13 protein-coding genes are annotated in these 13,590 nt (G+C 30.7%); 4 read left to right on the top strand and 9 right to left on the bottom strand.

What is annotated here, in order from left to right; all coding sequences use genetic code 11:
- Positions 1–3: 3 nt before the first annotated feature.
- Together ACZ5SO_RS14680 and ACZ5SO_RS14675 are read right to left on the bottom strand one after the other, a co-directional pair.
- Positions 4–1,404 carry a dihydroorotase gene (locus tag ACZ5SO_RS14680; protein ID WP_464625616.1) on the bottom strand — a complete coding sequence of 467 codons (1,401 nt, stop codon included), beginning with the start codon at positions 1,402–1,404 and terminating at the stop codon, positions 4–6.
- Positions 1,405–1,542: 138 nt separating this feature from the next.
- The gene (locus tag ACZ5SO_RS14675) at positions 1,543–3,063 is read right to left on the bottom strand and encodes a glycine hydroxymethyltransferase (protein ID WP_464625615.1); all 1,521 of its coding nucleotides are present in this window, start codon (positions 3,061–3,063) and stop codon (positions 1,543–1,545) included.
- A 278-nt stretch (positions 3,064–3,341) separates the two neighbouring features.
- Between ACZ5SO_RS14675 and ACZ5SO_RS14670 the strand changes: the two genes are divergently transcribed.
- Positions 3,342–4,721: a sodium-dependent transporter gene (locus ACZ5SO_RS14670; RefSeq protein WP_464625613.1), complete on the top strand. Its 1,380-nt coding sequence runs from the start codon at positions 3,342–3,344 to the stop codon at positions 4,719–4,721.
- Between the two features lie 199 nt (positions 4,722–4,920).
- Here the strand turns inward: ACZ5SO_RS14670 and ACZ5SO_RS14665 are convergent, their stop codons facing one another.
- From ACZ5SO_RS14665 to ACZ5SO_RS14645, 5 genes are all read right to left on the bottom strand, one after another.
- Entirely contained in the window at positions 4,921–5,274 is a 354-nt protein-coding gene (locus ACZ5SO_RS14665; protein WP_464625611.1) for an ArsR/SmtB family transcription factor, read from the bottom strand.
- Positions 5,275–5,379: 105 nt separating this feature from the next.
- Entirely contained in the window at positions 5,380–6,444 is a 1,065-nt protein-coding gene (mnmA, locus tag ACZ5SO_RS14660; RefSeq protein ID WP_464625610.1) for a tRNA 2-thiouridine(34) synthase MnmA, read from the bottom strand.
- Positions 6,445–6,464: 20 nt separating this feature from the next.
- The gene (locus tag ACZ5SO_RS14655) at positions 6,465–7,604 is read right to left on the bottom strand and encodes a cysteine desulfurase family protein (RefSeq protein WP_464625608.1); all 1,140 of its coding nucleotides are present in this window, start codon (positions 7,602–7,604) and stop codon (positions 6,465–6,467) included.
- Positions 7,605–7,615: 11 nt separating this feature from the next.
- Positions 7,616–8,545 (bottom strand): cysteine synthase A, encoded by a 930-nt coding sequence (cysK, locus tag ACZ5SO_RS14650; protein WP_464625607.1) that lies wholly within the window; start codon positions 8,543–8,545, stop codon positions 7,616–7,618.
- 81 nt (positions 8,546–8,626) lie between these two features.
- Complete coding sequence (locus tag ACZ5SO_RS14645; protein ID WP_464625605.1) at positions 8,627–9,055, bottom strand: RrF2 family transcriptional regulator; 429 nt, start codon at positions 9,053–9,055, stop codon at positions 8,627–8,629.
- A 322-nt stretch (positions 9,056–9,377) separates the two neighbouring features.
- On the opposite strand from ACZ5SO_RS14645, the gene infA reads away from it, so the two are divergent.
- A complete protein-coding gene (gene infA / locus ACZ5SO_RS14640; protein WP_464625604.1) occupies positions 9,378–9,608 on the top strand; it encodes a translation initiation factor IF-1 in 231 nt (76 codons plus the stop codon).
- A 72-nt stretch (positions 9,609–9,680) separates the two neighbouring features.
- On the opposite strand, the gene ACZ5SO_RS14635 is transcribed toward infA, so the two are convergent.
- A complete protein-coding gene (locus tag ACZ5SO_RS14635) occupies positions 9,681–10,907 on the bottom strand; it encodes a Smr/MutS family protein (protein WP_464625603.1) in 1,227 nt (408 codons plus the stop codon).
- Entirely contained in the window at positions 10,907–11,551 is a 645-nt protein-coding gene (locus tag ACZ5SO_RS14630; RefSeq protein ID WP_464625601.1) for a CBS domain-containing protein, read from the bottom strand. Before ACZ5SO_RS14630 ends, ACZ5SO_RS14635 begins: the two co-directional genes overlap by 1 nt.
- 186 nt (positions 11,552–11,737) lie before the next feature.
- On the opposite strand from ACZ5SO_RS14630, the gene uxuA reads away from it, so the two are divergent.
- Together uxuA and ACZ5SO_RS14620 are read left to right on the top strand one after the other, a co-directional pair.
- Positions 11,738–12,805 (top strand): mannonate dehydratase, encoded by a 1,068-nt coding sequence (uxuA, locus tag ACZ5SO_RS14625; protein WP_464625600.1) that lies wholly within the window; start codon positions 11,738–11,740, stop codon positions 12,803–12,805.
- 10 nt (positions 12,806–12,815) lie between these two features.
- A complete protein-coding gene (locus ACZ5SO_RS14620) occupies positions 12,816–13,517 on the top strand; it encodes a GntR family transcriptional regulator (protein WP_464625599.1) in 702 nt (233 codons plus the stop codon).
- Positions 13,518–13,590: the final 73 nt, after the last annotated feature.

The following is a 13,590-nucleotide window of genomic DNA, read 5'->3' as shown; positions in this document are numbered from 1 at the left end:
ACTCTAATTCCAAAACGTTTTTTGTTGATGGACCTTTTTTTGTTTTACAAATAGTCCATCACCAGGTATACCTAAATAAACATTTTCACTCATAATCAAACGTCCTCTTAGATAAGTAGCCTTAACTTTACCAGTTACTTCAAAACCATCATAAGCAGAATATTTAGCTGCAGTGTGAACATTATCATTTGTAATTGTCCAAGATTCATCAGGATCAAATAATACTATATCAGCATCTGCACCAGGTCGTAAATTCCCTTTTTGTGGATATAATCCAAAAGATTTAGCTGGTCCTGTTGATAATAGATTTACAACTTGAGATAAGCCAAAAGCACCATGATTAAAAGCAAAAGTATTTAAAAGAACTAACAACTCTTCTGTTCCTGGAATTCCTGGGAAAATAGATCTACAGTCAGTACTTTCTAACTTTTGATCATATGTAAAAGTACAATGATCTGTTGCTACTACTTGAATTTCTCCATGAATTAAGGCTTCCTGTAATGCAAGATTATCTTCTTCATCTCTTAAAGGAGGAGTCATTACATATAAAGGCCCTTTTTCTCCTTCTAATTTACTTCTATTTAGGAATAAATAATGAGGAGTTGTTTCAACTAATACATCTAATCCTTTATCTCTATATTTTCTAATTACTTCCAATCCTTTTTTAGAAGATAAATGAACAACATATAAGCCCATTTGAAGCTCATGTGCAATTTTAGCCACAGTTTCTATGCCTTTTGCTTCAACTTCACTAGGCCTTAAGTCAGCATGATCTTTTGGAAGATATGTTCCTTTCCACTCATCACTGATTTTGGTTACTAAAGAATCATCCTCACAATGAACACAAACCATCATATCTAACTCTTTACAGTTTTGAAATAAAGTTTTCAGTTCATCAGGATTATCAATTAAATATCCAACATTTTTGTAAGTGGTAAATATTTTTATAGTACTAATTCCAGCTTTCTTTAACTCTTTTAGTTCTTTTTCAACTCCAGGTCTATATGCATAAACACCTTGATGCAAAGAATAATCTATAGCCATACCTTTTTTCATTTCATTTATTCTAGCCTTAGCACAAGCTTTTAAATTACCTTTTTTATCATCATCTGCAAAATCTACAACTGTTGTTACACCTCCAAAAGCTGCTAATTTACTGCCTTCAATAAATGAATCAGCAGTTACTGTTCCTCTACTAACCAAATGGTAATGTGTATGAGCATCTATAAGCCCTGGAAGAACACATAATCCATCTGCTTGAACAATTTCTGTTCCAGGAGGAAGACTATCTTCACTAATCTTATTCGCAATTCGAACAATCTTAGGTCCATCTACTAAAATATCTGCATGTCTAGTCCATTCAGTATCAACTAATAGACCACCTTGAATTAATAATGTACTCATAGCTATATAATACTACTGTTTTTATTCTTTTTAAAGCAAAAAACACCTTTATAAAATAAAATCTTTTTTCCCTGTTATTTATGAAAAATAAGGTTATTGCTTAAACAACAACCTTATTTTTATAACAATTTTTAACAATTATTTAGTTATTGGGAAATGTTTTTGTAAAAAATCTAAATCTAGACTTGGGTATAACACAAACTTATCTAACAAAGCTTTAACTCTATTTTTCATTTCAACTCTAACTTCTTCTTTACATATAGCTTTAGCCTTTGAAGGTTTACCCGCATTTTTACCTTTCTTTAAAATTGTTGGAGCTGAATTTTTTAATACAGTAGTTATAATATCTGCAATTTCTTCCATTTCAGCTTCCCCCATATTTAAACTAGTTACAGCTGGAGTTCCAATTCTAAGTCCACTTGTATACCAAGGTCCATTAGGATCAAATGGAAGCGCATTTCTATTTAAAGTAATACCTGCAGTTCTTAAAACATGTTCTGCTTGTTTACCGTTTAAATTAAAATTAGTGACATCTAAGAGCATTAAGTGGTTATCAGTACCTCCTGTAGCAACATTGACACCGCGATTAATAAAAGCCTTTGCTAAGGCAGCTGAATTTTTAACAATCTTTGCTGCATAATCTTTATATGAAGCATCTAAAGCTTCAGTAAAAGCAATAGCTTTTGCGGCCATTACATGAGGAAGAGGACCACCAATAACTAAAGGACAACCTTTATCAACGGCTTCAGCAAATTCTTCTTTACATAAAACCATACCACCTCTTGGACCTCTGAGTGTCTTATGTGTAGTCGTTGTTACAACATCAGCCCAAGGAATAGGATTATATTCATCAACAAAAACTTTACCAGCTACAAGGCCTGCAAAGTGAGCCATATCAACCATAAATACTGCCCCATTATCATGAGCAATTTCACTTAATTTTTTAAAATTAATTTTTCTTGGATAAGCACTATATCCTGCTAAGAAGATTAATGGTTTAATTTCTTTAACCATTTTTTCTAGTTCATCATAGTCTAATAAACCAGTTTCTTTATTTACAGTATAACTATAAGCATCAAACATTTGTGCAGAAACATTTTGTCGATAACCATGAGTCAAATGACCTCCACTATAATAGTCCATACCTAATAGACGTTGATTACCAACAGCTTTTCTAACTTTATTCCAGTCTTCTCTGCTTAATTGAGAGGGGTTAGTAATACCGATATCTTCTAGCAAAGGAACTTGTACCTTATGGTTCAAGATTGCCCAATAAGCACATAAGTTAGCATCTGCCCCACTGTGAGGTTGAACATAAGCGTGATCACAACCAAAAAGTTCACAGGCTTTCTCACAAGCTTCTGCTTCAATAGCATCAACATTATCACAACCTGCGTAAAATCTATGATAAGGAAATCCCTCACTATATTTATCAGTTAATAAATTCCCCATAGCCAATTGCACGGCTTCACTTGAAAAGTTCTCACTTGCAATCAATTTCAAATTAGATCTTTGATCTGCTAACTCATTTACAATATAAGCAGCAACAGATGGAGAAACTTCATTCACGGTTTCTAAGGATGCTACATAAGCAACCATCTTAGCATCCAAATTTTTACCCAAATTATCCTTTAGATATGCATCTAATATTTTGGCCATTTTGACCCCCCAATTTAAATTATACTCTTATTTTCTTTTCAATAGAAAAAAGTGTCAACATGTTCAAATAAAGAAAATATAATAATACTCTTAAAAGCTAATATTTTTTCAAAATCTTATATTGATTTCTTGTTAGTTGCATATTATTATAACTAGAATATTTTTTCTTTAATTGCATTATATCGCAGTATTTACCTATATTGCTTAAATTTATGGAAAATTTTTTAGGTATAAAGAAATTAAAAAAATTAAACTAATTAAATTGAGGAGTTTTAATTATGGAAAAAGAGAGAGAATCTCTGAAAAGTAGATTAGGGTTTATCCTACTATCTGCAGGTTGTGCTATTGGGCTTGGAAATGTCTGGAGATTCCCGGCTATCACTGGTAAATATGGCGGTGGTGCTTTTGTTCTTATATATTTATTATTTTTAATCATTTTAGGTGCCCCTATAATGGTTATGGAATTTGCAATTGGTAGAGCTAGTAAGAAAAATATTGGTGGAGCTCTAAAAGTTTTAGAGCCTAAGGGCACTAAATGGCATTACTATGGCCACATTGCTATAGCAGGCAATTATGTACTAATGATGTTCTATACAACTATAACAGGTTGGTTATTATCATATATGTTTAACAGTGCAAAAGGTTCCTTTGCAACTCTAAACACTGATCAAGTTGGAACTTTTTTCTCTAATATGCTATTAGACCCTATCTCTCAAATTCTATGGATGATTTTAGCTGTTTTAATCGCTTTATTTATTGTAGGTAGAGGTTTAGAAAATAGTGTTGAAAAAATTACAAAAATAATGATGACAGCCTTAATTGGATTAATGATTATTTTAGCTATACACTCAATTACTTTAGAAGGTGGTACATCTGGATTAAAATTCTATTTAGCTCCAAATTTTTCTAATTTAACTAAATACGGGATTGGAGATACAATCTTTGCTGCAATGGGACAGGCATTTTTTACTCTAAGTTTAGGAATTGGTTCTATGGCTGTCTTTGGTTCCTATATTGATAAAAAATATACATTAACTGGAGAAAGTTTAAGAGTAATTGGATTAGATACCTTTGTAGCTATCGTAAGCGGATTAATTATCTTCCCAGCTTGTTTTGCCTTTGGAATCGATCCTGGAGTTGGACCTGGCTTATTATTTGTAACGCTTCCAAACATTTTTAATCAAATGCCAGCTGGAAGATTATGGGGTACTTTATTCTTTGTATTCATGAGTTTTGCTGCACTATCTACTTTAATTGCTGTTTTTGAAAATATTATTTCTTACTGGATTGATGTTTGGAAAGTCGATAGAAAAAAAGCTTCACTTATTAACATAATTGCAGTTGTTATATTATCAATTCCTTGTATCCTTGGCTTTAATCTTTGGTCTGGTTTCCAACCCTTTGGAGAAGGAACAGGCATTTTAGATCTAGAAGACTTCTTTGTAAGTACAACACTTCTACCTCTAGGATCTATGATTTTCTTAATATTTTGTTGTAATAACCGTTACGGTTGGGGATTTAAAAACTTTGTAAAAGAAGCAGACCAAGGTAAAGGAATAAAATTCCCTAAATGGTCAAAAATTTATGTAAGTTATATATTACCAATTATTGTTTTAATAATTTTTATCCAAGGATACATTTCTACCTTCGGAAAATAAATTAAATCTTCAAATCTAAATAACCTCAATGGGAAGCCCCATAGAGGTTATTTTTTTATACATTATATTCAAATTGATTTATTAAATTTTTATCAAAAAGTAACAAAGTAGCATTCAACTAAAACTAATAAAATTATTTCAAATAGAGTAAGTAGAATTTAATCTCATTCTATTTTTTCTTTCACTTATAATTATTTTTTTAGGTTGTAAAATCTTTTGCAGTTTTACAACTAAATCCACTATTTTGCAGCTTCTTATATTTTAATTTATCATTTATGTAGATTTGATTATCTCTAAAATTATTTTTTAAATAATCTATTAAGGCTTCATTATTTTTTACAAAATCAGAATTTATCTTATAATAAGTCCATTGAGCATCTTTAAAAGATGTAACTATCTTCTCAGTTTTCAACTTACCTAAATGTCTCGAAACATTTGTTTGAGTTAAACCTAAAATCGATTCAATTTCACATACGCATAATTCAGTATCAAATAATAAATTAATAATTCTTAACCTATTCTCTTCTCCTAAAGCTTTAAATAAAGTATCCATTGTCTTATCCTATTTGTATATTACTATATCCCAATACAATCATATACAATCAGATAAAAAATATCTAGTTTTTACTTAGATATTTTTTTAATCAATATTCTTTATTTAAATTATTTGCCCACCGCCAACAACTACATCTCCATTATAAAAAACAGCAGCTTGACCTGGAGCAATAGCATCTTGTCCATGATCTAAAATAACATGAACGCTATTAGATGAAGTAGAAAATAAAGTAGCTTGTTGTTCTACTTGTCTATATCGTGTTTTAACTGTGATTCTCATCTTTTCAGGAGGAGTTTCTAAATAAGTATAAGTTACATTTTTTACATCAAACTCTTTTCTTATTAACTCATTCTTCTTACACAATACAATTCTATTATTTATTGCATCTACTTTATAAACATACAAAGGCTCACTATAGCTAACACCTAAGCCTCTTCTTTGCCCTATAGTATAATGAATTATTCCTTTATGCTCACCAAGTTTATTACCCTTTAAATCAACGAAATCACCTTTCGGATATATTTTATCTCTATATTCTTCTATGAATTGTGAATACTTTTTATTTGCAACAAAACATATATCTTGACTATCATGTTTTTTAGCATTGATAAAATTATTAGCTTCAGCTATTTTTCTAACTTCACTTTTATCTAAAGGCCCTAGAGGAAAACTTATATGTGATAATTGATCTTGGTTTAAATCATACAAAAAATAGCTTTGATCTTTTAATGGATCCTTACCTTTTTTTAAATAAAAAATCCCATCTATCTCTTCAATTATAGCATAATGACCAGTAACAACTTTATCAAAACCTAGAATTCTAGCTTTTTTATATAAATGTTCAAACTTCAAATATCTATTACAATCTATACAAGGATTAGGGGTTAAACCATTCTCATATGAATTAACAAATCTTTCAATTACTTCATCTTGAAATTTATCTTTAAAATTAAATACATGGTAATCGATACCTAATTTAACACATACACTTCTAGCATCTTCAATATCAGATAAAGCACAGCAACTTTTAGTGTTAACGGAGCAAGTAGAATCGTCTTCATACAATTTCATAGTTGCACCACTACAATGATAACCTTGTTCTTTCATTAACAAGGCGGCTACACTACTATCTACTCCACCACTCATTGCAATCATCATTTTATCCATTTTTACTTGCTCCCATATCTTTAGTTAAAGCTTCTCAATTGCTCTACAGCTTCTTTAATTTCTAAATACATTAATTGAATATCACTTTCACTATTATTTCTACTCAAAGAAATTCTAATTGAATTATTAGCTTGTTCTTTACTTAATTTCATAGCCAATAAAACTGGACTAGGTTCAATTGATCCAGAACTGCAAGCGGAACCTGTGGAAACACAAATTCCTTTATTATCCAAAAGTAAAAGCAATGTTTCAGCATCAACACCATCAAATCGAATGTTAATAATACTAGAAAGTCGTTTATCTTTACTTCCATTGAGATGAGAATTTTCTATTGTAAGTAAGTTTCTCTCTAACTTATCTCTAAGCGCTCTTATTTTTGACTCATTAGATATTAAATTAGTAGAAACAACCTTTAAAGCTGTTTCCATTCCCACAATACTTGCTATATTTTCTGTTCCACCTCGTTTACCCCTTTCCTGAGCACCGCCATAAATTACAGGTTTTAAGGGTATTTTTTTAGAACAATACAATACACCTATTCCTTTAGGACCATGAAATTTATGTGCTGAAAAAGAAATCATATCCAAATTACTTTTTTTTATATCAACAGTTAGATGAGGTATGGCTTGAACACAGTCACTGTGAAATATTATATTTTTTTCTCGACAAATACAGCCAATCTCATCAATTGGCTGTAAAGTCCCAATTTCGTTATTCGCATACATTATACTTACGAAAAAGGTTTCATCATTAATTAGGGTTTTTATATTATGAGGGTCAATAAGGCCTTCAGAATTAACATCAACAAAATCAATTCTAAAACCAACTTCACTCAAACTTTCTAGAACATTTCGAACGGAGGGATGTTCGATTGTACTAGAAATTATATGATGTTTATTATGAGCTTTACCCCAAGAAGCAGCACTAAGTATTGCTTGCGTAATACTTTCACTACCACCTGAAGTAAATGTTATCTCTGTCGGTAAACAATTGATTATACTAGCTATAGTTTCTCGAGCTTTAACTAAGGCTTCTTTAGCCTTTCTTCCAAAAAAATGTGGGCTAGAAGAATTTCCCCAGTTATCACTTAAATATACAAGCATCGAGTCTAATGCTGTTTTATCTATTTTTGTTGTTGCTGCGTTATCAGCGTAAATCATTGTTCTTAAAATTAATCTTCAAACAATGCAGTTGAAAGATATCTTTCACCTGTATCTGGTAATACGACAACAATATTTTTATCTTTATTTTCTTCTTTGCTAGCTAGTTCAATAGCAGCAGTAAGGGCAGCACCAGAAGAAATTCCTACCAAAACACCTTCGGCTTTGGCTAATGCACCTGAAGAAGCAAAAGCATCACTATCATCAACAACTATGACTGAGTCAATAGCTGAGGTGTCTAAGTTCGTAGGTATAAAGCCAGCGCCTATTCCTTGAATCTTATGAGGACCTTTTACTCCCTTACTTATCACAGGCGAACCTGTAGGTTCAACTGCAACTACTTGGATGTCATTATTTTTTTCCTTGAGGGCTTTTGCTGTGCCACTTAAAGTACCACCTGTACCAACGCCTGCAACAAAGAAATCTATTTTACCATCTGTATCATCCCATATTTCATTAGCTGTGTAGTTATAATGAGCTAAAGGATTATTTGGATTATCAAACTGTCTTGGAACAAAGCTATTTTCGATTTCTTTAGCTAACTCATCTGCTTTAGCCATTGCACCCTTCATTCCTAACTTTCCATCTGTTAATACAATTTCAGTACCATATGCTTTCATCAACTTCTGTCTTTCAACACTCATTGTTGAAGGCATAACCATTATTGCTCTATAACCATTGATTGCAGCCATCATTGATAAACTAATACCAATATTACCACTTGTTCCTTCAATAACTACGGAGCCTTCTTTTAAAAGACCTTCTTTTTTTGCTGCTTCAAACATCTCACGAGCAGCTCTGTCTTTAACAGAACCTGATGGATTGAAATATTCTAATTTCGCAATAATATTACCATGAAGGTTCATTTTTTCTTTTAATCTTCTTAACTCTAAAAGAGGTGTATTACCTACTAATTTATCTATTCCACTAGCAATTTTCATTATATCTCCTGTTGGAATTAATAATTCCTATCAATCTTATATGATATTTATACCATTTAATTCCTATTAAGTCAATAGGGATTAAACTTTTCCTTTATATTTACCAATCACTACATCATAAAGTGAAACGCCATCTAAATAATCATTAATCACTTTATCTAAGGATGCCCAAATAGGTTGCGTCAAGCAATCAGCAGATCGGCTACAATGGAAGTCATTTTTACAGCTTACACAATCTACTAATGTTAAACCTCCTTCGGTTAATCTTAAGATTTCCCCAACTGTATAATTTGCGGGGTCTCTAGTTAATCTATATCCACCATTAACACCTCTAAGGCTTTTCACAAAACCTGCTCTATTTAATATTCCAATAATTGCTTCTAAATATTTAAGGGATATCTCTTGTCTCTCGGAAATAGCTTTTAAAGAAATAAATTTATCTTCACTTGCATTTTGGGCTAAATCTACCATTACTCTTAAAGCATATCTACCTTTTGTCGAAATCATCATTTTATTATATCTCCAATTCTTATTTTTATTCTAATACCCTATAATACCATAGGTTTAATAGGATTTTAACCCTATACCCAAATATTAGTAAATACTTAGGGAATATGATAATAAATAAAGAATAAAAAAACTAAATTATGATTATAATCTAGTTAATTGCTTATTATATAAAATTTAATATTAACTCATTATCCCTTATAATATTGAAATTAATTAATAAAAAGTTTATATTTTATCTTGTAGGCAAAATTAAAGCTTATTTATTTATAAGCTTAATGATATATATTTACAAAAAACTGAAAAGTTTCTGAATATAACGAAAATGGAGGGCTATGTGGCCAAAGAAGAAGCAATTGAAGTAGAAGGACTTGTAAAAGAAGCTCTACCAAACACTATGTTCCGTGTAGAATTACAGAACAAACACGTTATCTTAGCACATCTATCTGGAAAGATGCGAAAACACTATATCAGGATTGTACCAGGTGATACAGTTAGAGTTGCTCTATCCCCATACGATTTAACAAAGGGTCGTATAATTTATAGAGAAAGATAACAAAAAAGGCACTACAAATTAGTGCCATTTTTTTTACTGTTTTTGACAAGAAGAATTTCTTATTGCTTTTTTTTAATAATAAATTTTCTTATCTGTTGTAGATTTAAAGATTACCCAAATAACGCCAGAGCCACCATCTACTGCCTTAGGATGGTAAGCTTCTCTAACTATATTTGAAAAACGAATCTCTTCCAATGCTATATCTCTTAATATTGCTTTCCCATTTTCACTATGAAGACCTTTACCTGTGATAATACTGACCTTTTTCAAACCTTTATTTCTAGAACTCACTAAAAATTCACTAACTTTTAATGCAGCAATATCGCTAGTTAATCCATGGAGATCTAATTCAGCTTCAGGTTTCATCGATCTTAAATAAGAAATTGAAATACCTTTGCATTCCTTTTTCTCTTTCTTTTCTTTTAGCTGTTTAGCTTTTTTTAAGGCCTCTTCTTCATTATGCTTAGTTTCCCAAATTCCATAAATATCACTAAAATCCCATTTATGTTTTTTAGATTTGGAAGGGGGTGCTACATCATTTCTATTATTGCTAAAACTATTAGAAGATTTTTTTATCTCATTATCTTCTTTTTTATGAGATAAAGGTTTTTCTTTTATTACTTCTTTTTTAGAAATATTAGTTAATCCTTTATTAGCACTCCAAGCAACATTTTTATCTTCCTTTTTCAGAGGAGGATTGCTTTCAGTTTTTTTACTAACATCATCTTTCTCAACTAAAACAGCATTATCTTTAACCACTAAATCATTAGAAATTTTATTGTTAGAAACATTAACTGATTTTATTTTTACAGTTTTTACGCTTGATTTATTTTCTAAAGGTCCTTTTTCAAATTGTTCTAACAATTGTCCAAAATCTTTAGTAGGCTTATATTTGCTAACTTTTCTATTTTCATTAACTTTAGCTTTTTTAGAATGTTTTGGCCTAATACCTTGGCTAATTTCCCATTCTTCAAATATCTTTGCAAAGTCTTCTTTTTCTTCTTCAGTTTTAACTATTGTTTTACCTTTTTTAGACTCTACAATTCCACCTTTTTCCCACTGCTCAAAAATTTCAGCAAAAGATACACCTTTATCCAGCTCTTCAACAATTTTCTCTTTCTGAGTATAGCTCTTAGGTTTAACATTTTTTGTTGTAGATTTTATTTTAGCAGTTACATTTTCTCTCTTAATATCTTTAAACGGATTATATGTGTCTCCATCCTCAGTCAAGACAGAAACGCGACTGTTTCCAGCCGCATTATGCCGATTGTGAGAACCTTTCTTTCTCTTCTTGGCCATTAGACCTCCTGTATATCTAGGATTTGGGAAACGAAAGGTTTTATTATTTCAATTACTTTAGTCATTGAAGCGCCTTGTACTTTCATAGTACAAATTGCATTTGTCGGATCGGTTCCCATAAATGTCCCAAATGTGATGATATCAATACCATTTTTTTCTAATGCTGTTGTAATATGAGCAATAGTTCCTGGTTGATCTTCAACAAGGTAAGAAACCCTAACTCCAAAATGCCTGGCACCAAACAATTCAAGCAATATTTTAAACATATCTGATTTTGTAATTATACCAATTAATTTACCTGCTTCTAAAACTGGAAGACAAGATAAATCTTGATCTACCATAAGTCTTGCAGCTTCTTCAACAGTAGTATTTTTTTCTATAGTTACAACATTTTTATTCATTAATTTTCCAACAGTTAAACGACTTAACAAATAAGCCATCTCATGTATTGAGAGCGAACTAGCTGGTGAAGGAGATGCATAAAGGATATCCTTTTCAGTAATTAGCCCAACTAATTTTTTATCTTTATCTAACACAGGTAGTCGATGAACTTTTTCCTGTTTCATTAATGCTGTAGCATCAGCTAAAGACATTTCTGGATTACATGTTATTGGGTGTCTTGTCATTCTGCGTTCAATTATCATTAGGTTTTCTCCTTGATAAATCTATTTTAACCTATAGTTTGAATTTTTTCTACAAAAAAGATTAAATTTTCTTTTCCAACTAACAAAAATTAAAGCTTCATGATACAAAATGAAATACTATGACTTTACAACTAATATATTAGTATGTTAGAATATATTTATATTATAGAGAGGAGCAATATAGTTATGGAAATGACTCTAAGATGGTACGGTTCAAAATTTGACACTGTAACCTTAAAACAAATCAAACAAATTCCTGGTGTAACAGGAGTAATCTCAATGTTATATGATGTTCCAGCTGGTGAAGTTTGGAGTTATGAAGCAATAGCTGAATTAAAAAAAGAAATTGAAGATGCAGGTTTAAATTTATCTGGTATTGAATCAGTAAACATCCACGATTCAATTAAAATAGGAAATTCAGATAGAGATAAATATATAGAAAATTATATTAAAACTTTAGAAAATCTTGGAAAACAAGATATCAAATTAGTTTGTTATAATTTCATGCCAGTTTTTGACTGGACTAGAACTGATTTAGCTAAAATGAGAGATGATGGTTCAACTGTTTTAGCTTATGATCAAAAAATAATCGATAATATTAACCCTCAAGAATTCTTTGACAACACAAATAATTCATCCCAAGGCTTTGCTATGCCTGGTTGGGAACCTGAAAGATTAGCTCATGTTCAAGAACTTTTTGAAGCATATAAAGATGTTGATGAAGAAAAACTTTTCAACAACCTTATTTACTTTTTAAAAGCTATCGAACCCACTTGCGAGAAATATGGTATAAAAATGGCAATCCATCCAGATGATCCAGCTTGGCCTGTTTTTGGCTTACCTAGAATTATTACTTCTAAAGAAAAAATCTTGAAAGTTATGAAAGCTATTGATAAACCATTTAATGGTCTAACTTTCTGTGCAGGATCTTTTGGCACAAACCCACAAAACGATTTACCTGGAATAATTAGAGCACTTCCAGGAAGAATTCACTTTGCACACGTTAGAAATCTACATCACTATGAACCTGGCGTGTTTGAAGAAGCTGCACATTTATCATCAGATGGCTCATTTGACCTTTATGAAATTGTAAAAGCATTATATGATATTAACTTCGAGGGCCCAATTAGACCAGACCATGGTAGAATGATTTGGGATGAAAAAGCTATGCCTGGTTACGGTTTATATGATAGAGCACTTGGTGCAACATATATAAATGGACTAATTGAAGCTATTAGAAAAAGCAATAAATAAGGACTTTTAAATGGTAAGAAATCTTCGTAGTACTGCAAGTGATGAAATATTTAATTTATTAAGAAAGGAAATTCTTTCATTAGAATTTCTCCCTGGCCAAGAATTGAAAATAAACACTCTATGTGACCAACTTCAAATTAGTAGGTCTCCAATAAGAGATGCATTGATGAAACTTTCAACAGATGGTCTTGTAGATATATTTCCACAACGTGGTACTCGAGTTTCTTTAATTGATTTGCACCTTGTAGAAGAAGAAAAATTTCTTCGAAGTAGTTTAGAAGAAAAAGCTTTAATTCAAGCCATTTCAGCAATAGATGATGAAACAATCAAAAAATATGAAAGAGCTGTACAAAATCAAGAACAATTAAAAAACAATATTGATTTATACGACTTTTTTAACTTAGATGTCTCATTTCATAAAATTACTTTTGATTTAATAAATAAAAATGAATGTTGGAATCTGATAAGTAATAGATGTGTTAACTATGACAGAGTTCGTTTTTTATCTTTCAAAAAAAATAAGGATGAAGAAACTCTTATTCAGCAACATTATAAAATTATTGAAGCTTTAAAAAGTAAAGATCTATTAAACGTAGAAGATGTTATAAAAACACATTTAAGTAAAATTGATTCAGAGCTTGAGTCCCTTTTTAAAGAATTCCCAGCATTTTTTAAATCTGAAACTAAGCAAAGAAAATTATCTTTAACTTAGCAATTAAATAGCCCGGTTTTTATTTACAAAAACTGAGCTATTTTTTTTAGCAATAAATTAATAATTCTTAATC

It is taken from the genome of Pleomorphochaeta naphthae (genome assembly GCF_055396005.1).
This window is presented reverse-complemented; position numbering and strand designations above follow the sequence as displayed.

Coding starts and splice junctions, on each gene's coding strand:
- ACZ5SO_RS14680 (WP_464625616.1), bottom strand. CDS start 1,404: ATGAGTACATTATTAATTCAAGGTGGTCTATTAGTTGATACTGAATGG.
- mnmA (WP_464625610.1), bottom strand. CDS start 6,444: ATGGATAAAATGATGATTGCAATGAGTGGTGGAGTAGATAGTAGTGTA.
- ACZ5SO_RS14645 (WP_464625605.1), bottom strand. CDS start 9,055: ATGATGATTTCGACAAAAGGTAGATATGCTTTAAGAGTAATGGTAGAT.
- ACZ5SO_RS14635 (WP_464625603.1), bottom strand. CDS start 10,907: ATGGCCAAGAAGAGAAAGAAAGGTTCTCACAATCGGCATAATGCGGCT.
- uxuA (WP_464625600.1), top strand. CDS start 11,738: ATGGAAATGACTCTAAGATGGTACGGTTCAAAATTTGACACTGTAACC.
- ACZ5SO_RS14665 (WP_464625611.1), bottom strand. CDS start 5,274: ATGGATACTTTATTTAAAGCTTTAGGAGAAGAGAATAGGTTAAGAATT.
- cysK (WP_464625607.1), bottom strand. CDS start 8,545: ATGAAAATTGCTAGTGGAATAGATAAATTAGTAGGTAATACACCTCTT.
- ACZ5SO_RS14675 (WP_464625615.1), bottom strand. CDS start 3,063: ATGGCCAAAATATTAGATGCATATCTAAAGGATAATTTGGGTAAAAAT.
- infA (WP_464625604.1), top strand. CDS start 9,378: ATGGAGGGCTATGTGGCCAAAGAAGAAGCAATTGAAGTAGAAGGACTT.
- ACZ5SO_RS14620 (WP_464625599.1), top strand. CDS start 12,816: ATGGTAAGAAATCTTCGTAGTACTGCAAGTGATGAAATATTTAATTTA.
- ACZ5SO_RS14630 (WP_464625601.1), bottom strand. CDS start 11,551: ATGATAATTGAACGCAGAATGACAAGACACCCAATAACATGTAATCCA.
- ACZ5SO_RS14655 (WP_464625608.1), bottom strand. CDS start 7,604: ATGATTTACGCTGATAACGCAGCAACAACAAAAATAGATAAAACAGCA.
- ACZ5SO_RS14670 (WP_464625613.1), top strand. CDS start 3,342: ATGGAAAAAGAGAGAGAATCTCTGAAAAGTAGATTAGGGTTTATCCTA.